Below are 22,171 nucleotides of genomic sequence, written 5' to 3'. Positions count from 1 at the left end.
TTTAAGAATCGCAATACAATTACACTCCAGGCGATGCATCCGCATGACTTATGCTTCCTGGTAATTCTAGACCTTGAGAAACTTGCGGATGGAAAGCGTACTTCCCACAATGCCGACCAGTACACCGATCACCAGCAGCAGTCCGCCGAGCGGCAGCCAGATCTGGCTGAGTTGAATGAATTTGAGGGCTGTAAAGCCAAGCCAGCTGCTCAATTCATTGGCAATCTGGCTGTAGCCGATGAAGAGCACGGCAATCGTCACGGCCGAGCCGATAAGCCCGATCAATGCCCCCTCAATAAAGAAAGGCCAGCGGATAAAATAGTTGGTCGCCCCGACAAGCTTCATGATGCCGATCTCGCGGCGGCGGGCCAGAATCGTCACCCGGATCGTATTGGAGATCAGGAACATGGATACCAGTGCGAGTGCCGCAACAAAAATAAAGCCGACATTGCGCACAACCTTGGTGATTTTGAACAGCGTCTCTGCTGTCCCTTTGCCATAATTCACTTTCATGATCGGCTTCTCCGGGTGATTGTCGTTCAAGGCCTGGATCTTCTCGGCTACAAAAGGAGCCGTCGTTGGTTCAATAACCTCAACCTCCAGCTTGTCCGGAAGCGGATTGCTGTCCTTGCCCAGATCATTCAGGATTTCCTTCCCGTCATCCCCGAGATTGTCGGTAAACTCCTTCAGCCCTTCAGCCTTCGAAATAAAGACGGTCTTGCTGACCTCCGGCATTTCGCCAATCTCCTTCTGAATGGTGTCCTTCATCTTCTCATCAACGTTCAGCTGCAGGAACACACTGACCTGGACCTGACGATCCGCGGTGTCAGCCAGCTTATTGACATTCAGCACCAGCAGAATAAATACGCCCAGGATAAACAGGGACACGACGATGGAAGTGACGGAAGCCACCGACATCCAGCCGTTGCGGAATACGTTCTTGAACCCTTCCCGCAAATGGCGCAAGAAGGTGTTAAAAGTCATATCCGTATTCCCCTCTCATCTGGTCTCGAACAATCTTGCCGTGTTCAATGGCGATAACGCGTTTGCGCATCGTATTCACGATGTCCTTGTTATGCGTTGCCATGACAATGGTCGTCCCGCGGAAATTAATCTCATCCAGCAGCTGCATAATGCCCCAGGATGTCTCCGGATCCAGATTCCCTGTAGGCTCGTCCGCGATAATCACCGACGGATTATTGACAATTGCGCGCGCGATAGCCACCCGCTGCTGTTCACCACCGGATAGCTGTGATGGTTCGCGGTTGCCCTTATTCTTCAGCCCCACCAGTTCCAGCACCTCTGGAACCCGCTTGCGGATCAGCTTCTTCGGTGCTTCGATAACCTCCATCGCAAAAGCGATGTTCTCGGATACGGTAAGCCGGGGCAGCAGGCGGAAGTCCTGAAAAATAACGCCAATATTACGGCGGACATAAGGAATTTTGCGCTGCTGCAGCTTCCCGATATTAAATCCGTTGACAGAGATCTGGCCCTTGGTTGGAACTTCTTCTCTATAAATAAGCTTCATGAATGTCGATTTGCCTGCGCCGGACGGACCGACAACATAGACAAATTCGTTGCGGTCGATCTTCACCGACACTCCCTGCAGGGCATGAGTGCCATTCGTGTAGGTCTTCCACACGTCTTGCATTTCAATCACTGTATCACTTCCCGTGGAATAATTAACTCTTAGTCATTCGACACTTTCCAGCTTAATCCTTTTTGAATCCTGTAATTTCATCACATTGCTATCTATTGTAACAAATTTGTTACCTTTTTTGTAGCCGAAAGTTTTCTCTCTTGCCAACATATACATCAAATGTAGTGGTAGCAGGATCACAGCGGAAGTAACGGGAGGAATAATTATGAGAAAAACTCACATGGCCATCATTGTAATCGCCAGCCTGCTGCTGGTCATCTCGGTCGCTTACGGGCTGATCACGTTATATGCCAAAAAGGACACACTGCCAAAGGGGGTAAGCATCGGGGGATGGGAGGCTGGCGGGCAGCCGATCGTACAGGTCAGGCAGGAGCTGGACCGGCGGCTGGCAGCGCTGGAACAGCTGCCGCTTCAGCTGCGCGATTCGCGTACAAAGGCACAGATCCATCCCGCCGTATCCCTGACACTGAAAGAGGCGGGAATAGAGTATCATGCCGAGGCTTTCCGTGCTGCGGTGGATCGCCTGGAGCAGGGCAGTGTATTCAGCCGGGCGAAGGCTCGCTGGCAGATGGACAAGATCTGGCAGATCGAGGTTGTGCGGGATTCAAAAAAGCTGCCGAGCAAGCTCGACAGCGCGTGGGAAGAAAAACAATATGGATTGCCCGTGAATGCCGTCCGTCAGATCGGGCCGGACGACACCGTTCGTTATTTGCCGGGCAAAAGTGTCTATCGGATCGATTGGCCTGTACTTCACCAGCGCATTCAAGCCTCTCTGCCGCCTGATCTTTCCTCCAGGACTGATGGACAGATGATCAGCCTTAGCCTGCCGCTGCGCCTGCAGGAGCCTGCGGTAACGATAGCCAGCCTGAAACAGGAAGGCATCGAGCGCAAAATCATCCAGTTCTCTACCTCGCTCGGGACAAGCAGTGCCGGACGGGTCTACAATGTTAGCGCAGCGGCCAGGACGGTCGATGGAATGGTGCTGGCGCCAGGGGAAATTTTCGATTACGGCAAGGTCATTAAGGAGGCAGAGAAGCGGTTCGGCTTCCGTGAAGCTCCCGTTATTATTGGCGGTCATATGGAGCCGGGCATTGGCGGCGGGATCTGCCAGGTGTCCAGCACCCTCTATAACGCTGCACTCCGCACGGGTCTTGAGATTGTAGAGCGGCGGCATCATTCCGTGCCTGTTCGCTACCTGCCCAAAGGGCAGGATGCCACCTTCTCTTCAGGCTCGATCAATTTCCGGTTCCGCAATACGACCGGCAAATACCTGCTGATCCGTTCCACGGTCAGCGGGGGTGCCTTATCTGTTAAATTTTTCGGCACTTTTCCGCAAAACGTGTCCTACACCATTGAATCGGTGACCGTAAAGACACTTCCCGCACCGGAGAAGTTCATCCGCGGGGAGATGCTGGCGCCAGGCAGCTGGCAGGTACTTCAGAATGGGAAAACAGGATATGTGATTGACACTTACCGGATTAAAAAAGTGAACGGTACGATCACCGAACGCATCAAAATCTCGCGCGACACTTACCTCCCGCAGACACGGCTGATCGCGACCCATTCCGGCAGCATGGGACCAGAAGATATGAGCGGTCTGCCTGGTTTACCGGGAGGACAGGAACGCATCATTGAAGACGGCGTCTCGGGCCTGCTGCAGGAAAATGGTGATGAACAGTAACCCTAGAACGCTCTCTTGTCACTGCTGATCAACGGCCGGCTTCACCGGACGCGAAGGACCTGAACCCCGAAGCACCCGCAGAGACAGCAGGAAGCACACCGCCAGTACAAGACCGGCTGACAGGTAAGGATAGTTGATGTTGATATCGAACAGCGCGCCTGCCACAATCGGACCAATAATATTCCCTAAGCTTGTAAAGGCGGAGTTGAGACCGGCGATAAAGCCCTGCTGTTCCTCCGCCATCTTCGACATTTGGGTGCTGACGGCTGGACGCAGAATATCCATGGCGAGGAAGACAATGAAGGTCACGGCAAAGATCATCCAGTAGGCGCTGACGAACAGGGTCAGCGGGATGAAGAGCGCTACGAAGAACAGGCAGACAGCGATGACCCGCTTCTCTCCGAACGTGTTCAGCAGCCAGCCCATAAGCAGCAGCTGCACAACCGCACCTGCGATAGAACCAAAAGTAATAATGAAGGCGATATCCTTGGTGGTAAAGCCGAATTTATGATCCACAAATAATGAGAAGACGGTTTCAAAGTTGGCCAGACCGAAGGCCATAATCAGCACAATAATCAAGCTGAAAAAATAAGGCTGCCGGTAAGACAGCAGCATCTGCCGGACAACTCCCTCCTTGGGAGCAGGTGCTCTTTCGGAAGATGCAGCGGCACCGGCACGGGCTGATTCCGGCAGAACAATCAGTGTGACTATGGCAGCGATCAATCCAGCTGCCCCAGCACAATAGAACGGGATACGGATCCCTAGTTCTGCGATGTAGCCACCAATGCCGGGACCGATGATAAATCCGGTCGTAATAGCCGCAGTAATCAGCCCCATGCCGCGCGCGCGTTCCTCATCAGAGGTAATATCCGCCGTATAAGCCATCACTGACGGGAAGATCATCGCTGCACCTATACCGCCCAGCATACGGGAAACAAACAGCCAGACTGCCGAGTTGACAGCGCCGAACATAAATTCGGATACCGCAAACAGCAGCATCCCTGCAATAATAATTTTTTTGCGTCCGATGGAATCTGACCACCTGCCTGCCACCGGCGAGAACAGGAACTGGGCGAAGGAGAAGGCTGCTACCAGCAGACCGATCGTCGTTCCGTTAATATGAAGCAGATCCATATACGCCGGCATAATCGGCACGACCAGCCCGATGCCGGTGAAAATCAGAAAAATATTAAACATGAGCAGGGGCAACGCGCCTCTGTTCCTCGTAAGCAGTGACATGATAAGTTCCTCCGTCGTTCTGTATAAGATTAGAGATTAAGGACCTGCTGCAATCGGCAGCCCGTCAGCAGGTCCGGCTATACCGTGAAGGTAGATCTGGAAGGCATGGCGGTAGAGCCGGAGTGCTTCTTCCGGACTTTGCTTGCGTGTCAGCTGGCTCAACCCGACAATCAGGCTTTCCAGAACAACAGCAAGGGTTGACGCCTCATCCTGTTTAAATTCGCCTTGGTCGATCCCTTCCTCGATCAGGCGCTTGTTAAAGTCGAGATGCCGCTCGAACATAGCTGCGATCCGCTCTTCGATATCATTTTCTTTTTTCTCACCGGAGAAAAACTCATCTGCCGCCTTCGTCAGCGGGTGATTCATATCGTCCAGGACCAGCTGCTCCGCAAGCCCGTACAATTTCTCGGTTGCGGTTTGATAGAGCGGTTCCTTGGAGCTCCAGTTCTCTTCCCATTCCCGGTCCCATTCATCGATTAGGTAGAGGAACAGTCCTTCCTTGCTTTTAAAATGATAATATATATTCCCTTTACTGCTGCCGGTTGCTGCAACAATATCCTCAATAGAGGTAGCTTTATACCCTTTCTGAATGAAGAGTGCGCGGGAGGCATCCGCCAGCTTCTTCTTGGTCTGCTCGGTTTGCAGCTGTTTTTTATTCAATAGGAATCACTCCGTCATTGTCAGATTTTCAATTTATATACTGAACGTTCGTTTTGTATTTTAGCATGTCCTATTCTAAAGCACAAACAAATGGAACTGCAGCATCAGCTGCAGCCCCACTCTTATCATCCTTCTCCGATTATATTTTCCGGAGCTCGCCCACTTCCGCTTTGGGGGAACAGATGCATTCTCCTGTATATTCGACCAATCCAATCCGGCAGCCGGAACCGATAACCACGTTGGAACCGCGCACGACCTGGGCTTCTGTATACTCCAACGAAATTTCGTCGCCCTCGATCTGATCTGCGGACAACCAGGATTTTCCTCCATTCAATATAACAAGAGGAAACCCCTGCTTCCGCTCTACCCGTATCGAACGGCCGCCGATCTCACGGATCCGGCTCATGCCGTGCAGCTTGATCTCGACAACGTCACTGTTCAGCATTTCATTCATATTCACGGCCCCGCGGACAGCAAATTGCTCTGCCTGACAGTTGCCCTTAACCTGAAGCTGGCCCGTCATTTTAAGATCCTCTACCTGCAGGTCGCCGCCGATCGAGCATTCGCCAATCACTGCCATCTGTTCTGCAGATAAGCTGCGGTGGATCTCGGTATCACCGGTAATCTTTAATGACTGTACCCGGGCTGTGCCTTCAATCTGCATTTCACCCATCATCCTGACCGAGTCCGCTATCAGATCTCCATGAATGATGATATCGCCGGTACAGCTCAGCTTCAGACAATCAAGGCTGCCGTGGATGATACCGTCTCCGGTCAGCTTCACTTCCCCCATAACACCTCCGGCCGACTCACTGTCCCCGATCAGACGCAGGTCCGGCCGTTCTGCACCTGATTTTGATGAACCTGAATTTAAAATCTCCATATCTTTTCCCTCCTTCATAACTAATGCTGCACGGTTCTGCCTACAGAAGCCTGGGGATCCAGGGTCAGCTCCTCTTTGTATTCAACGACTCCTATCCGGCAGCCCGGACCAATCCTTACCCTGCTGCCGCGGACAGTCCTAGCCTCCGTATGCTCCAGATGGACGTCATCTCCTTCAATCAGGGAAGCTGTCAGCCCTGCATCTTTGCCGCCAAACAGCTGCTTCAGCAGACTGACGCCGCCTTTACGCATAACAGAAATCTGTTCGCCGCCAATCTCGGACACTTCACTGCGGTGATTGACAATAATCTCGATGCGTCCCGCATTCAGCAGGCCAGTAATATCGAATCCGCCCTCAGCAGCAAAATGCTCGCATTGGATGTCACTACCCGCTTTCAAGCGGCCGTTCACCTTAATCTGTTCAGCATGAACAGAACCGTCAACAACCAGCCGGCCGTTCACCTGAAGCTCTTGGCAATCGAGTGTGCCCTTAAAATTTGCATTGCCGCCAATCCACAACCGTTCTGCCTGCACCGAGCCCTGGACGCTAACCATTCCGTTAACGGATGCTTCCTGAGCAGCCAAAGCACCGGATACCTTGCAATTACCGTTCACTGTAAATATTGTACATTCAAGCGCACCATTCATCCGGCAGGCTCCATCTACTCTTACATTACCGTAAATACCTCCCACAGCTGTTCCGATTCCTGCGATTGACAGGTTGTTGCGCTGTTGTTCAGACATGTTCCCGCTCCTCTCCTTCGTTGATCGTTAATTTCAGCTTCTCTACGATGGGCTGCAGCGGCAGCCTCACAATCTCTTTCACTTCCGGATCTGCGTAGAACCTGCCATCGGTCAACGCTATGAATGGAACGCCCATCTTTCTCCATACACAAAGTTCGCCATTACGATCCTTAAGCTGTGCCAGGTGGGCTGTCAGCGTATACACAACAGAGATGCCCTCCTCCCGTGTAATCTCGCCGCTGCGCAGCAGCTGATCCAGCATATACACCGCCAGCAGCCGGTCAAAATCAAATTCAGCCGCAGGGTGAATCTGCAAGAACAAATTCAGCGCCTGATCCGAAACAATGTTTCGCTCCAATAATTGATCCCTATCCAGCTTCAAATCGCCGGGTGTAGGTGCAAACACGTCAGCCAGCTCATCCAGGGACAAATCGTCTTTCATGTGCTTGATGCGGTTAATGCGGGGGATAATTTTATCTCTCGGGAAAAAAGTTTCCTGTCCTGTAAAGGAGGAACGGCGGATAAACCATTCTTCCGGAATCAGGTTTTTGCGCTTCCAGCGGTACAGCTGGCCATAGGATATGTCCGTCAGCTCCAGCAGCTCCTTCTTAGAGATGAGATGATCCTCCAAGTTGGCCACCTCCTTCTGAATACAGTGTAACATAACATTGTTACGCTACAAAAGGGGTAATCTCTTAATATTTTTCTACAGGACACGGGCTCATCCTAACAAATCACTTGCAACCCTTTTCAATTAGCTTTATTTTGAGATAAAGACGATTTCGAAGGAGAGATGAAACATGGCCCTTATACAATGTCACTTTTTTTCCGAGGTTTTAGGTCTCAGCACATCGATGACAGTCATCCTACCGCAGCAGACAACAACCCAGATCGGACTCGATAATGTACAGCATGCCGGACCGCACCCTACCCTGTATCTGCTGCACGGCCTGTCGGACGATGATACGATCTGGCTGCGCCGGACCTCTATTGAACGCTATGCTGCTTCGCTCGGGATTGCCATTGTTATGCCGCAGGTTCACCGCGGCTTCTATACGGATATGGCGGCAGGCAGCCGCTATTGGACATTTATCAGCGAGGAGCTGCCGGAGCTGGCACAACAGTTCTTTCCGCTTTCACGCAAACGTGAGGATAACTTTGTTGCCGGCCTGTCCATGGGGGGCTATGGCGCGTTCAAGCTGGGACTGCGCAAGCCTGACATGTTCGCAGCGGCAGCCAGCCTCTCCGGCGCCCTGGATCTGAGTCTGCAGCGCACGCAAGCGCAGAGCCATGTTATGCCGCAGGATGAATGGGAGAGACTGTTCGGAAAAGGCGAGATCGCCGGCACGGACAATGATCTCATCCATCTGCTGAAGCAGCTGGACGCCAGCAGCGGCCCCAAGCCGCTTCTCTACCAGTGCTGCGGAACGGAAGATTTTCTGTACGAGGAGAACCGGAGCTTCCGCCAGGCCTGTGAAGGAACGAGCCTGGAGCTGACTTACGAGGAAGAACCCGGCGCCCATGAATGGGGTTACTGGGACATGAAGATACAACGTGTGCTGGAATGGCTGCCTTTACAGAAGTAAAATAGGAAAGATGAACAACAGGTTTGGCAGCTCTGCTGTCAGACCTGTGCTGTGTGCACGGCATTTTTAGAAGATTGGATAAAAATTAATTTTCATATTGAAATATCATAAGGAGAGGACTATATTACATATTGTATAAAGTTCAGTCCCGGTGGTAGTCAATGCGAAATCAAATAGGGAGTGTTACTTACGAATGAAGCCATATGATGAACGATCCGATTTCATTGTGGATGAGATGGACCGCAAAATTATCTCACTGCTGCAGAGCAACGGCCGGATTTCTTATACGGATTTGGCCAAAGAGGTCGGGTTATCCCGGGTAGCTGTCCAGACCCGTATTCAGGCGCTTGTGGAGAATGAGGTCATCGAACGTTTTACCGCTGTCGTTAATCCGGTCAAGGTAGGGATCGGGGTATCGGCTTTCTTTAATGTGGATGTAGAGCCTCAATTTCTGCAAAAGGTTGCGGAACAGCTGGCCGAGGAACAAGCTGTAACCAGCCTTTATTTAATGACCGGACCAAGTCAGCTGCATATGCATGCTTTATTTGTAAACAATCAGGATATGGAAGCTTTTATGAACGACAAGCTCTATCCTCTTCCAGGGGTTACAGGCGTAGACTGCCAGGTACTGATCAAGCGGTATAAAAGCCGGATCGGCATGAAGCTGTAAAGTAAGCTGTACAAGGAAAGGAGCTTGTCCCTTGGGAAAGACAAACAAAGATTATTGGGATCTGACGGCTGCCATGGTCCGTACCGGAATTCTCGGTTACGGCGGCGGCCCTTCCGTGATTCCGCTGATTCGCTATGAGGCGGTGAACCGCTACAAGTGGCTGCCTGACGAGGAATTCGGTGAGACCCTAGCCATCGCCAACGCGCTGCCTGGACCCATCGCCACCAAAATGGCAGCCTATCTCGGCTACAAGCAAAAGGGCGTGCTTGGCGCGGTTGTCGCCCTCATCGCTCATATTCTGCCAAGTTCTATCGCTATGATCGCGCTGCTGTCTGCTGTCACTTTTCTCAGCGATTCGCCCATCATTAAAGGAATGATCGCTGCAGTTACTCCCGTGGTTGCCGTGATGCTCGGGCAGATGGCTTATGAATTTGGTGAGAAGGCTGTCAAAGGCCTCGGCAAGTATCTGGGCATCGGATTCTTTATCATCGCCTTCCTGCTGCTGGAGGGCATCCGGGTACACCCGGCGATTGTTATTATTCTCTTCCTAGCGTACGGGGCCGTGCATTTTCGTATCGTGGGCCGCCTTAAAGCCAAGCGCCAGGCAAAAGAAGGTGACCAATAATGGATTGGATTAACCTCATTATCGGCTTTTTCATTGCAAATGTGCTCGGCTACGGCGGCGGGCCTGCATCCATACCGCTGGTCTATCGCGAGGTCGTTCCGCATTATCACTGGCTCGGTGACAAGGAATTCTCGAACATGCTGGCATTAGGCAACGCACTGCCGGGTCCCATCGCGACCAAGATCGCAGCTTATGTCGGTTACGACGTCTCCGGCTGGTTCGGACTGGCCGTCGCTCTGGCTGCTACCGTTGTTCCGTCCGCAATCGCGCTGATTCTGCTGCTGCGCCTATTGAATAAGTTCCGTCAATCGCCTGTGGTCAAAGGCATGACTTTGCTCGTTCAGCCGGTCATCGCTATTATGATGGTGGTGCTGACCTGGCAGATGGGCGAGACGTCCATTGCCTCGATCGGTATCTGGCAGTCGCTGGGGATTGCGCTCGTTGCCTTCTGGGCGATGCAGATCCGCAAAATCCATCCGGCCCTTGTCGTGGTGGTCGCCTTTATTTATGGCGGCGTCGTTTTGTCCCAATTTATCGCCTGATCTGAAGAGATACCTTATATGCCAAAAGGCCGTCCGCAGCTATGCAGCTGGGACGGCCTTTTCGATTATGGAGTTGAACGGTCCGGGCTGCCCGCAGCTCCCTCATAATATGCGGTGAACGAAACGTTCGCCGTCAGGATGCTGCCGGATGCAGACTGCACATAAGGCTGCTGAAAGCTGAATGCCTCAATGCTGACAAATCGCGGCATCTTCTGCAGCTGATTCATCCATTCGTGGATCTGCTTGTAATCACCCTGCAGAACTCCTGTCATATGAATCAGACCCGTTCCGTCCGGAAGCTGGCTGTTCGTCTCGCTCTGGGCGGTTCCCGACGTATCCTCCTTGCTGGAGACCGTAGTGAACTGGATATCCCGCAGATCTGCGCTGCTGCGCTGCCCGATCTGGTTCAGGTCGACGATCAGCTGCTTGCTGTCATCCCCTTCCGGAATCGCCCGCTTGGCAGCCTCGCTGCCTCCTGTTCCGGCGTCCTCGGTACTGAATTCGGCGATCTTGGCGCGGAGCGTCTCGTTCTGCTGTTCCAGACTGCCGATCTCCACCTCCTGCTCGGCAACTGCATCCAAGGTTGGCTTTAACAAAAACATATAGAGCACCAGCAGAATGAGAAACAGGATAGCCATTCCGAGAAAGACGACCTGACGCTGCTTCAGTATTTTGTCCATCCTTATTGCCCTCCTTCTACGGATGTGCCCCATGTCGTTGAATCCTCAGCCGATGACTCAGCCGGGACTGCACCGGAATCTGTATCTGAAGATGTCCTGCCGGCAGCACCCAGGTTGGCACGGTATACAGCAGTATAAGCACCCGACGGTTCAGCCTGCACTTGGGCACCCGCATTATGCGTCAGCTTCTGAATCTCGGCCCCTGTCACAAATGACATTCGGCGCAGCTTGTCGAGATAAGCGGCGGAATCGTTCATGGCGGCAAAATCGACCGTCAACGACAGTTCGTTACGATGCAGATAGGAAACCGAACGCACCACTCCGCCCTGAGGCAGGGCCTTCATGATCTGATCGAGCACCGCTACGGTATCTCCACGGTAGAGCTGCAGCAGCTTAAGCAGTGCCTGCCGGTTCACAGCCCCTTCCGCGCTGCTGCGTTCAGCGAGCTGCATCTGCAGCAGCTCACTGTCATTGCGCAGCTGGACCAGCTGGTTGGCCTTGATCCTGCCTTCATCCCTGCTGCTCATATAGAGCATCAGCATAGCCACCAGCAGAACTAGCCATATACCGAGCGCAGCAGCACTTACGGTCGGGAACAGCTTGGCTTCCCGGTCTTCACGCGGGTAAAGGTCAACGGCCGCTCCTGTCTGATGGCGCATCGCCACACCCCAGGCGACCCGATAGTCATTCATCTGCATGCCTGCCGCGCCTACGGCAGCCGCCTGATTGAAGTCAATGGACTGTATCGTCACCTCTGCCATCGCCGTTCTCAGCTCTTCCTGCAGCTGCCGCCGTGCAGCCGGGCTGCCGGTTAGCAGCAGCTCGCGGATTCGGGTCGAGCCATCGTGCAGGCTGTACTGATAGAAGTTCATCATGCGCTGAATTTCTGCCATCATTTCGAAGAGCTGCTCATGCCGGAGCTTCTCTTCCTTTTCCGGTGCAGCTGCAGATGTATTCATCCCCCATTCTGCAGCTGCCGCGGCATAATCGACGCTGGAGTCAAAGTCGGACATGTTAATCGTCCGCATAAAGACCGGCTGGCCGTCACGGAACATATAGATATCCAGCATCGCACCGTCCAGATGGATCAGCATCGTCTCCTGAAGATCCGAAGCATTCAGCATCTGAACGGAGCGGGCCAAGGCAGCTGCGGACACCTCGACATGCTTGACCTTCAGTCCTGCTGCATCGAGCAGGAGTATGTATTCTACAATGATGGCCCGCGGCGCGGCGTAAACAAGCAGTTCTGTATTCTCCCCATCGCTGCCGATCTCCACATAATCATAGACCGGCTCTTCAAACGGCAGATGCAGCGCGTTCTCAATCTCCAGCTTGGCGAGCTGGCGCACCTGCTTGCGGTTCACTGCAGGAATCGTAAGGCGGCGGATAATCATCTGGGACGGCGGAATAGAGAGCGAGATATTCCCTTTTCGGATCCCTTCCCGCTCTACCCACTCCTGCAGCGCTTCACTCAACGCTTCCGGATCAGCGATGCCGTTCTCCTGGATCATGCCGGATTTCAGCGGGAGATGGCTGCAGAATTCGACTTCACCCGCTCTGTTGTTCTTCAGCTTGACGTAGCGGATGCCTGTCTGCTCAATGGTCAGACCGATCCGAGAATGTTGTATTCCAAGCATGCTTGCCGCACTCCTAACCTAAGAGCGAGAGATACCCGCTGATAATTTGTGATCCATAAACATACGAGACTAACGCTCCCGCCGCCAGCCACGGGCCGAACGGTACAGGCTGACTCCGGGTGATAATCTTAAGTCCGAGCAGCACACCACCAACGAGGCTTCCGAGCGCACAGGCCAGCATAAAAGCGAGCAGTGTCTGCGGCGCACCCAGCACCCAGCCGAGCAGCGCAAGCAGCTTCAGATCACCCATGCCCATTCGTCCGCGGCTTAGAACTACAACCAGGCCGATGAGTGCGCCTCCAAGCAGCAGACCCAGCAGGTGGCTCAGCCACTGCTCCGGCTCTGCGAGCAGCGTTACAACAGCCAGGAGCGGCAGAAAGAACAGCAGCACCTTGTTGGGGATCAGCATGTACTTCAGGTCCGAGATGGTAATGATGATGGACAGACTGACCAGCAGCAGCCCGTTCAGTGCAGTCCAGGTGAAGCCCAGCTCCAGAACCATCCATAGGAAGAGCAGGCTGGTGGCTAGTTCTCCAAGCGGATACAGCACAGACACCCCTGCGCCGCAGTGGCGGCATTTGCCGCGGGAGAACAGGTAGCTGAACACCGGCACGAGATCCCGGGAACGCAGCCTGGTGCAGCACGATGGACAGCTCGACGGTGGATGAATGATCGACTCTCCCGCCGGGACACGCAGGCCGACCACGTTGTAAAAGGAGCCGAGCAGCAGGCCCAGCAGCGCCGTGTAGACGGCAAGGATGATGTGCATAAGCGTTCACTTTCCTGGATAAAATTTGAAAGGAACCGGGGTTAAGCCGGTTCCTGGTGGGGTTGCTGTATAGCTGAGATGCCCACTGCGTGTGCGGAATATTCTTACGATCGCTGTTGCCCCCAGATTTTATTGAACGAAGTCTGCGGTTATAATCCGGTGGCAAAGGCGAACGCTGCGCTTCTTCAAAATATTTCCGCTCACTCCGTTACTCAGCTATCAAGTTTGTTTGGTGTAATTGCTCTTAAATCATTTCTTTTCTGATTTAAGAACCTCTTCAGCTTCAAATTCCTCTGTCTTTGTCCCACTGTCTTCATAATTTATTGTTACTTTAGACAAATTTCCTTTATCAAAAGTAACTGTCCCACCGGTGATTTTCTTTTTATTACTTGGCAGGTAAAGTTCTGACTCCAAGTACCCTTTAGATACCAGCGAATCTCCTGTAGCGCTTGCGATAGTTACAGAGTTAACACTCTTAAAATCACCATTCTTCTCGCTTGTAATATACATACGAGCTGCATCATAAACCTGACGGGCTGTTGCCACATCTGCGTTATCCCGAGATTTATTCAACAGATTACTGATCATCGGAATGGCGATAACTGCGATAATACCGATAATAACGATAACCGCCAGGAGCTCGATCAGCGTGAAGCCCTTCTCCTCTTTCTTGACACGTTTCAAAACTTTTGCCAACATGTGTATTCCTCCCAATAGCATATTTTTATTATTGCGATGACTGCAAGGGTGCACTTCAGTCATCGGAGCACGATCCGTCCATTACATCTGGCTGTAAATACTGAACATCGGCAGCATGATCGCTGCCACAATGACGCCAACCACGCCGGCCAGGAAAACAATCAGCAGAGGCTCGATGAGCGACTTCAGCCGGTCCACCGTATTCTCCACGTCCATCTCATAAAAGTCAGCCACCTTGCCCAGCATCTGATCCAGCGCTCCGGTCTCCTCCCCGATCGCGATCATCTGCGATACCAGCGGAGGGAACACCCAGGCGGTCTTCAGCGGCTCGGAGAGCGGCTTACCCTGACGGAGGGATTCCCCGGCTTTGCGGATATACCCCCCGATTACCCGGTTCCCGGTCACATCCTCCACAATGCTCAAAGCATGCAGCACTGGAACGGAGCTGGCATAGAGCGAGGAGAATGTCCGCGTGAACTGCGCGATGGCGCCCTTCTGGTTCAGCTTGCCGAACACGGGGATTTTGAGTTTGGCATAATCGAGCAGATACGCCCCGCGTTCGGTTCTTTTCGATATCTGATACGCTGCAATCAATCCGATCACAACCGCCGCCCAGATGTACCACTGATGCTGAATGCTTTTGCTGAGCGCCAGCACGAGTACAGTTACGGCTGGCAGCTGTGCGTTCATCGACTCGAACATTTGCACAAACTGCGGCACGATGGCCCACAGCAGGTACACTACCGATGCGATTGCCAGCAGTCCCACCGTGATCGGGTACATTAAGGCGGACTTGACCTTTTCCCGGGTGGAATGCTCCTTCTCGAAGAAGACCGCGAGACGGTCCAGCGTCCCTTCCAGGTTGCCGGATTCCTCACCCGCCCGCACCATACTGACGAACATCGGCGGAAAAATCCGTTTATGCGACTGTACGGCCTGGGAGAACGGGATTCCTTTGAGCAGACTGGAGTTGACCTCCAGCAGCGCTTTACGCAGCGCCTTGCTCTCCGTTTGCTCTGCCAGAATAGCGGTGGCTTCCACAATCGTGACGCCTGCCCGGATCAGAGTCGCGAACTGGCGGCAGTAGATGATGAATTGAATGGTCTTTACCGGTTTGCCAAAATAAATCTCCGTCGACAGCACCGTATTGTGCCGCTCCTTAAGCGCATAGACAATCATGCCCCGCTTGCGCAGCTCCTCCATGGCGGCCGCTTTGTCGCTCGCGGTAAGCTTGCCTTTCAGAACCTTGCCGCTGCTGTTGCGGACGTTGTATTCAAACTGCTGCATCAGCTTCCCGCCTCCGGCAGATACAGCCTGGCTGCAGCCGCATCAATTGTTCCCTGCTGCAGCTGTTCCCGGATCGCCATCTCCATCGTTTGCATCCCGAGCGCACGGCCGGTCTGCATGACGTTGAGGATCTGATGATTTTTACCGGAACGAATCAGGTTCGCAACCGCCGGGTTGTTAACCAGCACCTCAGCGGTGCAGACCCGGCCGGAGCCATGACTCCGCGGGAACAGCCGCTGGGATACGACAGCCACCAGAACTGCTGCCAGCTGGGTCCGGATCTGCTCCTGCTGGTGGGCAGGGAATGCATCAATAATACGGTCCACCGACTGCGGTGCATTCGTTGTATGCAGGGTTGCGAGTACCAGATGGCCAGTCTCCGCTGCTGTAACTGCAGCCGAGATAGTCTCCAGATCTCTCATCTCCCCGACGAGGATGACATCAGGATCCTGCCGCAGCGCAGCCCGCAGCCCATCCGCGAAGCTGGCCGTGTCACTGCCAATCTCGCGCTGATGAATCAGGGATGAGCGGTGGCTGTGTACAAATTCAATCGGATCCTCCAGCGTCACAATATGCTTGTTATGGTTGCGGTTGATGTAGTCAATCACGGCAGCGAGTGTCGAAGACTTACCGCTTCCGGTCGGTCCGGTTACCAGAATCAGACCGTGTGGACGCTGGGCCAGCCGGGTTAGCACACGCGGCATGCCCAGCTGCTCAAGCGAAGGAATATCTGAGGGAATGACACGGGCCGCAATGCCGGTCTCTCCCCGTTCCCGGTACACATTGACCCGGAAGCGGCAGGCTCCCGGCAGACTGTGTGAGAAATCCAGTTCCCCGGCTTCCCGGAATTTGACTGTTCGCACCGGTCCGAGCAGCCCCTCTGCCATGTGATCGGTATCCTCGGGACGCAGAATGCTGCTGTCCAGCGGGCGTAGTGCCCCGTCGACGCGCAGCATCGGAGGAACGCCTGCCGAGATATGGAGATCGGAAGCTCCTGCTTCCCATGTACTGCGCAGAAGCTGTTCGATGACGGATGTACTCTGCAGCATGGCATTCTCCCCTTCTCTCCTCGAAATTGTATAGCCAGGCAGCCCCATTCTAATGGGCCACCGTCTCACGCATAACTTCCTGCAATGTAGTGATGCCCCGCACGGCCTTATCCAGGCCATCATCCAACAGCTGAATCATCCCCTGACGACCGGCTGACTGCTGCAGCTCCTGGACAGATGCCGATGCCGTGATCAGGCTCCGCAACTCATCATCCACCAACAGCACTTCATGGATCGCCATCCGGCCGCGGTATCCAGTATGATTGCAGTTGCCGCAGCCTTGGCCGCGGTACAGCTTGTCCGCATGCTGTCCATGGCTGTGCAGCAAAATCTCTTCCTGTGCCGAAGGCACGTATTCGGTCTTGCACTCCGGACAGATTCGTCTTACCAGCCGCTGTGCAACAACTCCGATCAGCGACGAAGCGATCAGATAAGGCTCGATTCCCATATCCCGCAGACGTGTAATGGTGCTGACAGCGTCGTTGGTATGTACAGTAGACAGCACCAGGTGACCAGTCAGCGAGGCACGGACAGCGATTTCGGCGGTTTCGGTATCGCGGATCTCTCCCACCATGACCACGTTCGGATCCTGACGGAGGATGGAACGCAGTCCTGCCGCGAAGGTCAATCCGATCGAAGCATTGACGTGCACCTGGTTGATACCTTCAATCTGGTACTCGACAGGATCCTCGACCGTAATGATATTCGTGTTCTCCTGGTTTAGTTCGTTCAGCGCGGAATACAGAGTTGTCGTCTTGCCGCTGCCTGTAGGCCCGGTGATCAGCAGAATGCCGTAAGGCCGTTCGATCATTTCGGTAAAAGCTGCGGTGTTCCGGTCATTAAAGCCCAGCTGGTCAATCGCTTTGACCCCTGTGCTCAGATCCAGCAGACGAAGCACAATCTTCTCTCCGTGAATGGTCGGAAGCGAGGATACACGGATATCGACCATGCGGTAATCGACCTGCATTTTAATCCGGCCGTCCTGCGGCAGCCGGCGTTCCGCGATATTCAGACGGGCCATAATTTTTAGGCGGGCTGTCACAAAACCCTGCATTTGCTTTGGAATCATCCGCTCGGTACGCAGCTGTCCGTCAATCCGGTAGCGGATGGCCAGATTATTTTCACCAGGGTCCATATGGATATCTGATGCCTTAAGCAGCACAGCCTGCTGAATCATCTGGTTGACCAGCTTTACAATCGGGGAGTCCTCGTCGGTGATCTCCGTCTCTTCAATCTCTTCCTGGCTCGGCAGTTCACCCATCATCTGATTCATGGAATCGCGCAGCCCGTAATGACGGGCGATCGCACGCTGCAGCTCATCCCGGGACGTAATGGCAGGCTCAATCCGGAACCCTGTCGTCATGCGCAGATCTTCAATGGCGAAATAATCCAGAGGATCAGCCATCGCAACCATCAGCCTGGAGCCTTCTTTCATGAAAGGCAGCACCTGATAACGCTTGGCCAAACTTTCCGGAATAATTGCTGTCAGAGCAGGATCGATCTGATATTTGAACAAATTGACATGGGGGATGCCGAGCTGAACCTCCAGCACTTCAATCAGCTGCTGCTCGGTGATGTAGCCCTGCGCGATCATCAGGTCGCCCAGCCTGCGCTTGCTGGTCCGCTGTTCACTCAGCGCTTCCTGAAGCTGCTGTTCAGTAATGACTCCGCTCTCCACCAGCAAATCCCCGAGTCTTTTCTTGACGATCGCCATAGCCTCTCTCAACCCCATTTCCTCAATAAGTAAAATATCCCTATGTCATTTAAGACCAAAGTTTTAAATTAATATATAAACTTCATGAATGTACACATCTTTTATCCCAAAAATGAAAGAGACAAATTCCCTAGTAATCTATTGCTTCACACGGTACTTTGTCCTAAAATGTGTATACCATATAGTCTAAATTTTGGCAACAGCTTGTCAGATTTTGATAAACAACCAGCAATTTTATTCGCATTTACGAAAAATAGATTCGTCTTTAAACGCTCTAGCAGCTATGTCTATCAACCGGTGTATTCCACGACATCTCTATTTGTTATCGGATTGCTTATCCCTACGCTTAATAGCTGCTGCAAAAATACGAACCCATTGGAGTGTAACTATGAAAATATTCCCGGTCATACGTCTTCCTATTGTGCTGGCTTCTGTCCTGCTCGTGCTCCTGGTCATCCCCTTCGTGATTCTGAGATCTGACGCGGATACGGCTCCGCCCTATCCAATTCGTATCCTTGAAATTACCGACAGCGGCGAGTCTGACCTCGCAGAAAAGGCAAAGGCAGTATCGAACCTGCAGTTGGAGACGATGAGCATGAAACGGTTTGTCGCTCTGCGGACCTACCTGGACGGCAAATATGATGCCGTCTATATCGGATCAGGCATATACAGCCCTGCCGGGGCAAAAAGCTTTAACTATAACAATACCAACACCACCAACCAGACAGCCGCCCATAACACCAAATCGGTGGAGAATGACATCACCCAGCTGAAAGCCGCTGAAATTGTAGACAGCTACATCAACAAGGGACTTCCCGTCATCCTGAATAAAGATATTCTCAATCAGCCGGTGGTATCCGGGAAAAAGCGCAATCTGTACGATACCTTCGCCCCTTACCAAGGTACAGGCCGCAGTAACGTGATGTTCAAGACTACGGCAGAAGCTCAGGCTTGGGTCGACCGGATCCGCCTTCAGGATGCTGCGGTTCTGGCCTCCCTGAAACAGCGCCCCCGTATTGAGCTGATTACGAAGCCAACTGATTACGCACAGAACCAAACATTTGTCTATCACCTTGGAGATAAACTCAACTTCCGTTTTAACGTCAATAATGTCAGCTCTCTGGCCAGCCGCAATGTAAACGCAAATCTGTATATGACCGTGGATCAGGTACTGCCGCAGACCTCTGAGCAGCTTGTGGCGACAACCCGGGTCACCGGACCCGATGCCGGACTGACTTATACCCTGCCCAAAGCCTACTCCGGGCTGCTCTATTGGCGGCTGGAAGTCACCGACAGATTGAACAGACTGACAGATGTGGTGAACGGGACCATCCGTTATGAGGATGAGAAAACGGTTGTACGGGTGCTTCAGGTACTGCCCAGCGACAATAACAACAGCAGCCTGATGAGCACCAGATATAACAACATGAGACCGGCCTATCTGCAGTCAGATGATTATTCCATCCAGATTGATCCGATCAGTTTTGCTGATTTCACGAGGAACGGCTATACCAATCTGAACGGGACCTATGACATGCTGCTCTTCGGTTTCAGGGATGAATATAATTTGTATGGCCCACTGACATCCGATGCCATCAGAGCCGTGAAAAATTTTATTCAGACCGGACAAGGCGTCATGTTCACCCATGATACGATCTACCGCGGGCAGAGCAATAACACGAATTATCCGAATTGGCTGAATAACTTCCAGACAGACACCGGCCAGATCGAACCGGAGACGAACCTTGGTCTAAAGGCACCCAACAAATCAACCCAAACGGCCATTGTCAATGAAGGGCTGCTGACCCAATATCCTTTCGATCTGACAGCCGCACCGGCCTCGGGTTCCGTAAATCAGGTAAATACGACTCATAACCAGTACTTTACGCTGGACCTGGAAGATCCCAACATTGTGCCCTGGTACAACATCATCGGGGGCGGACGCGATCCTTACGACAGCTGGAATCACTACTATACGTACTCCAAAGGGAATGTCACATATTCCGGTACAGGACATACCAACACAGGGTTCCCGGACTGGGAACAGCGCCTGTTCGTCAATACGATGTTCCGCGCTTTTATCGGATCCAATCACGCGCCGATCATCAAGGTGAATACACCTGCAGAGAACAGCATTATTGCGTCGTACAGCGATATCGTGGTGAGCTACAAGGTGGATGACTATGACTTGAAGGACCGCAAAGTGACAACCGGCTTTACTTTTGAATATGGAGGCAAGACAGTCCAGATGATGCCGGCCACCGAAATTCTCTCGGGCGACACAGTCACAAGGACCTTCGCCAACCCGCTCCCTGAAGGTGGTAACCTGACCATCCACATCACAGCCAAGGATAAGCAGGGCGCCGAAACCAAGCAGGATGTGCAGGTGACCGTCAAAAAAATCAATGCTACCGTCATTCCGGACCGAACGCTGTCGGACAATGTCAAAGACGGCAAAGTGGAGAAAAATGAGCCGGTTGTGCTGACCTATACCATTACGCCGCGACCCGTTCCATACTATACCGTCAAGGAAGGTGAGCTGCCGCATCTGAACGGATTTACGATTCGGGAACAGCTCCCGCCCAACCTGGAAATTCAGAGCATCTCAGACAGCCTGGGGGGCATAACCCGGAGCGGAAGCCTCAGCAGCGGCTACTCGCTGACAGGACGTCTTGGCGAGCTGCACTACCGCCTGTCAGCGGATGGCCAGAATTACATTGCCGATCCGGTGCAATTCCAGATTACCGTGGTACCGAAGAGCAACGGCAATTATACGCTGGCTAACTCCAGCTTGGCGTATATAGATCTCGACGGCACCAGCTCCGTCACGCTGCCTTTCCCGACTGTATCATTTACAGCGGTGACCAAGCTGACTTCACTTACATTGAAGGATCAGACGCTGCTCGTTGGGGACAGTATTACTCTGATTCCGGCTTACACGCCGGAGGACGCCAGCAGCACTATCGTAACCTGGAGCTCTGACCAGCCGGGCATCGTCTCCGTTGCACAAACGGAAGGTACCACAGGCACCATTACCGGCAAACGGGCGGGTAAGGCCCGGATTACCATCAGAGCTACGGATGGAAGCAAGGCGACCGCGACCGCAGTAATTACGGTTATAAATCCTGAATTGAACATTACAGGACCGGATCAAATCCGTGTACATGAACAGGCAGACGTGAACGCATCCATGGTATTGGATGGACAGGAAGTAAAGAGTGTGGCCTGGAGCTTGAAGGACAGCGGAACAGCCAGCCTGAAGCTGGTACCATCCAAGGACAACCCGTGGCAGGCACGGATGGAGGGACTGAACTCCGGGGAGGCTGTCATCACGGCCACCGTGGTTACGAGGAGCATCGGCAGCGGCATCGAGCATACTTACAGCGATGAGCTGACCGTTACCGTTGTGAACCCGCTGCAGGGAATCCGTATTGAAGGACCGGATGCTGTCAGAATCGGCGGAACCATTAATCTGAATGCTGTCATGGATCCGGGAGATGCCGATCTCCCTGACGGAGGGTTCATCTGGAAACTGAAGGATAACGGCAGCACCTATGCCATCCTGAGTCCCGGCGGATCTGGCCTGAACAGCCTGCACACGGCACTAACCGGCAAACACACCGGTACAGTCACCGTTATCGTGAGCGGCGGAGGCTTCACCGCCGAGCATGAGGTCCAGGTGGGCATTGAGCTTACCGGGCTGCAGCTTCCTTACAAGATCGAGCTGAAGGAAGGTGATACCCGATCCCTGCTGGGCGGGGATCTCCGGTATCTGCCGCGCGAGATTGAAAGTGACCTCAATCTGATTGCCGAGATCAACCGGGAACTGCAATGGAGCAGCAGCCATACAGGCAGCGTCAGCGTCTCCAGCAGCGGAGTGATTACCGCACTGCATCAAGGTACTTCTGAAATAACCGTGCATTATGGACCGAATAATCAGATTAATGCCAAAGTGCTCGTCATTGTCACGAAACCAACGGATGGCGGAGACAGCGGCGGCGTTGGAGGCAGTGGAGACCGTTACTAGAAGCGGATGAGTGGACAACA

20 protein-coding genes are annotated in these 22,171 nt (G+C 53.1%); 6 read left to right on the top strand and 14 right to left on the bottom strand.

Going from position 1 to position 22,171, the window contains the following annotated elements; genetic code table 11:
• Positions 1-66: 66 nt before the first annotated feature.
• The gene (gene ftsX, locus Q5741_RS09300) at positions 67-984 is read right to left on the bottom strand and encodes a permease-like cell division protein FtsX (RefSeq protein WP_305023789.1); all 918 of its coding nucleotides are present in this window, start codon (positions 982-984) and stop codon (positions 67-69) included.
• Positions 974-1,660 carry a cell division ATP-binding protein FtsE gene (gene ftsE, locus Q5741_RS09295; protein ID WP_305023788.1) on the bottom strand — a complete coding sequence of 229 codons (687 nt, stop codon included), beginning with the start codon at positions 1,658-1,660 and terminating at the stop codon, positions 974-976. Before ftsE ends, ftsX begins: the two co-directional genes overlap by 11 nt.
• Before the next feature lie 205 nt (positions 1,661-1,865).
• Here ftsE and Q5741_RS09290 point away from each other — a divergent pair, with 205 nt between their 5' ends.
• Complete coding sequence (locus Q5741_RS09290) at positions 1,866-3,341, top strand: VanW family protein (RefSeq protein ID WP_305023787.1); 1,476 nt, start codon at positions 1,866-1,868, stop codon at positions 3,339-3,341.
• An 18-nt stretch (positions 3,342-3,359) separates the two neighbouring features.
• Here Q5741_RS09290 and Q5741_RS09285 read toward each other — a convergent pair whose 3' ends face one another.
• From Q5741_RS09285 to Q5741_RS09265, 5 genes are all read right to left on the bottom strand, one after another.
• Positions 3,360-4,580 (bottom strand): MFS transporter, encoded by a 1,221-nt coding sequence (locus Q5741_RS09285; RefSeq protein WP_305023786.1) that lies wholly within the window; start codon positions 4,578-4,580, stop codon positions 3,360-3,362.
• A 36-nt stretch (positions 4,581-4,616) separates the two neighbouring features.
• On the bottom strand, positions 4,617-5,240 hold the full coding sequence (locus tag Q5741_RS09280; RefSeq protein WP_305023785.1) for a TetR/AcrR family transcriptional regulator: 624 nt from the start codon (positions 5,238-5,240) through the stop codon (positions 4,617-4,619).
• A 139-nt stretch (positions 5,241-5,379) separates the two neighbouring features.
• Positions 5,380-6,123, bottom strand: coding sequence for a hypothetical protein (locus tag Q5741_RS09275; protein ID WP_305023784.1), 744 nt, complete (start codon positions 6,121-6,123; stop codon positions 5,380-5,382).
• Between the two features lie 20 nt (positions 6,124-6,143).
• Complete coding sequence (locus tag Q5741_RS09270; RefSeq protein WP_305023783.1) at positions 6,144-6,866, bottom strand: polymer-forming cytoskeletal protein; 723 nt, start codon at positions 6,864-6,866, stop codon at positions 6,144-6,146.
• Positions 6,859-7,497, bottom strand: a complete 639-nt coding sequence (locus Q5741_RS09265; protein ID WP_305023782.1) for a YhbD family protein — start codon at positions 7,495-7,497, stop codon at positions 6,859-6,861. Before Q5741_RS09265 ends, Q5741_RS09270 begins: the two co-directional genes overlap by 8 nt.
• A 169-nt stretch (positions 7,498-7,666) precedes the next feature.
• Between Q5741_RS09265 and Q5741_RS09260 the strand changes: the two genes are divergently transcribed.
• The 4 genes from Q5741_RS09260 (at position 7,667) to Q5741_RS09245 (ending at position 10,289) form a co-directional block, all read left to right on the top strand.
• Positions 7,667-8,452, top strand: coding sequence for an alpha/beta hydrolase (locus tag Q5741_RS09260; protein ID WP_305023781.1), 786 nt, complete (start codon positions 7,667-7,669; stop codon positions 8,450-8,452).
• Positions 8,453-8,645: 193 nt separating this feature from the next.
• A complete protein-coding gene (locus tag Q5741_RS09255) occupies positions 8,646-9,122 on the top strand; it encodes an Lrp/AsnC family transcriptional regulator (RefSeq protein WP_305023780.1) in 477 nt (158 codons plus the stop codon).
• Positions 9,123-9,153: 31 nt separating this feature from the next.
• Positions 9,154-9,747: a chromate transporter gene (locus Q5741_RS09250; RefSeq protein ID WP_305023779.1), complete on the top strand. Its 594-nt coding sequence runs from the start codon at positions 9,154-9,156 to the stop codon at positions 9,745-9,747.
• Positions 9,747-10,289 (top strand): chromate transporter, encoded by a 543-nt coding sequence (locus Q5741_RS09245; RefSeq protein WP_305023778.1) that lies wholly within the window; start codon positions 9,747-9,749, stop codon positions 10,287-10,289. Before Q5741_RS09250 ends, Q5741_RS09245 begins: the two co-directional genes overlap by 1 nt.
• Before the next feature lie 65 nt (positions 10,290-10,354).
• Here the strand turns inward: Q5741_RS09245 and Q5741_RS09240 are convergent, their stop codons facing one another.
• The 7 genes from Q5741_RS09240 to gspE form a co-directional block, all read right to left on the bottom strand.
• Complete coding sequence (locus Q5741_RS09240) at positions 10,355-10,969, bottom strand: type 4a pilus biogenesis protein PilO (protein WP_305023777.1); 615 nt, start codon at positions 10,967-10,969, stop codon at positions 10,355-10,357.
• Positions 10,970-10,971: 2 nt separating this feature from the next.
• Positions 10,972-12,606 carry a pilus assembly protein PilM gene (pilM, locus tag Q5741_RS09235; protein WP_305023776.1) on the bottom strand — a complete coding sequence of 545 codons (1,635 nt, stop codon included), beginning with the start codon at positions 12,604-12,606 and terminating at the stop codon, positions 10,972-10,974.
• A 13-nt stretch (positions 12,607-12,619) separates the two neighbouring features.
• Positions 12,620-13,375, bottom strand: a complete 756-nt coding sequence (locus Q5741_RS09230) for a prepilin peptidase (protein WP_305023775.1) — start codon at positions 13,373-13,375, stop codon at positions 12,620-12,622.
• Positions 13,376-13,624: 249 nt separating this feature from the next.
• The gene (locus Q5741_RS09225) at positions 13,625-14,074 is read right to left on the bottom strand and encodes a prepilin-type N-terminal cleavage/methylation domain-containing protein (RefSeq protein ID WP_305023774.1); all 450 of its coding nucleotides are present in this window, start codon (positions 14,072-14,074) and stop codon (positions 13,625-13,627) included.
• An 81-nt stretch (positions 14,075-14,155) separates the two neighbouring features.
• Positions 14,156-15,361: a type II secretion system F family protein gene (locus Q5741_RS09220; protein ID WP_305023773.1), complete on the bottom strand. Its 1,206-nt coding sequence runs from the start codon at positions 15,359-15,361 to the stop codon at positions 14,156-14,158.
• Complete coding sequence (locus Q5741_RS09215; protein ID WP_305023772.1) at positions 15,361-16,410, bottom strand: type IV pilus twitching motility protein PilT; 1,050 nt, start codon at positions 16,408-16,410, stop codon at positions 15,361-15,363. Before Q5741_RS09215 ends, Q5741_RS09220 begins: the two co-directional genes overlap by 1 nt.
• A gap of 49 nt (positions 16,411-16,459) precedes the next feature.
• Complete coding sequence (gene gspE / locus Q5741_RS09210; RefSeq protein ID WP_305023834.1) at positions 16,460-18,124, bottom strand: type II secretion system ATPase GspE; 1,665 nt, start codon at positions 18,122-18,124, stop codon at positions 16,460-16,462.
• 388 nt (positions 18,125-18,512) lie between these two features.
• On the opposite strand from gspE, the gene Q5741_RS09205 reads away from it, so the two are divergent.
• Complete coding sequence (locus Q5741_RS09205) at positions 18,513-22,151, top strand: DUF5057 domain-containing protein (protein ID WP_305023771.1); 3,639 nt, start codon at positions 18,513-18,515, stop codon at positions 22,149-22,151.
• Positions 22,152-22,171: the final 20 nt, after the last annotated feature.

It is taken from the genome of Paenibacillus lacisoli, from assembly GCF_030580655.1.
In the GTDB taxonomy this organism is placed as follows: Bacteria; Bacillota; Bacilli; order Paenibacillales; family Paenibacillaceae; genus Paenibacillus; species Paenibacillus lacisoli.
The sequence above is the reverse complement of the archived record's forward strand: the minus strand, read 5'-3'. Positions and strand labels throughout refer to the sequence as shown.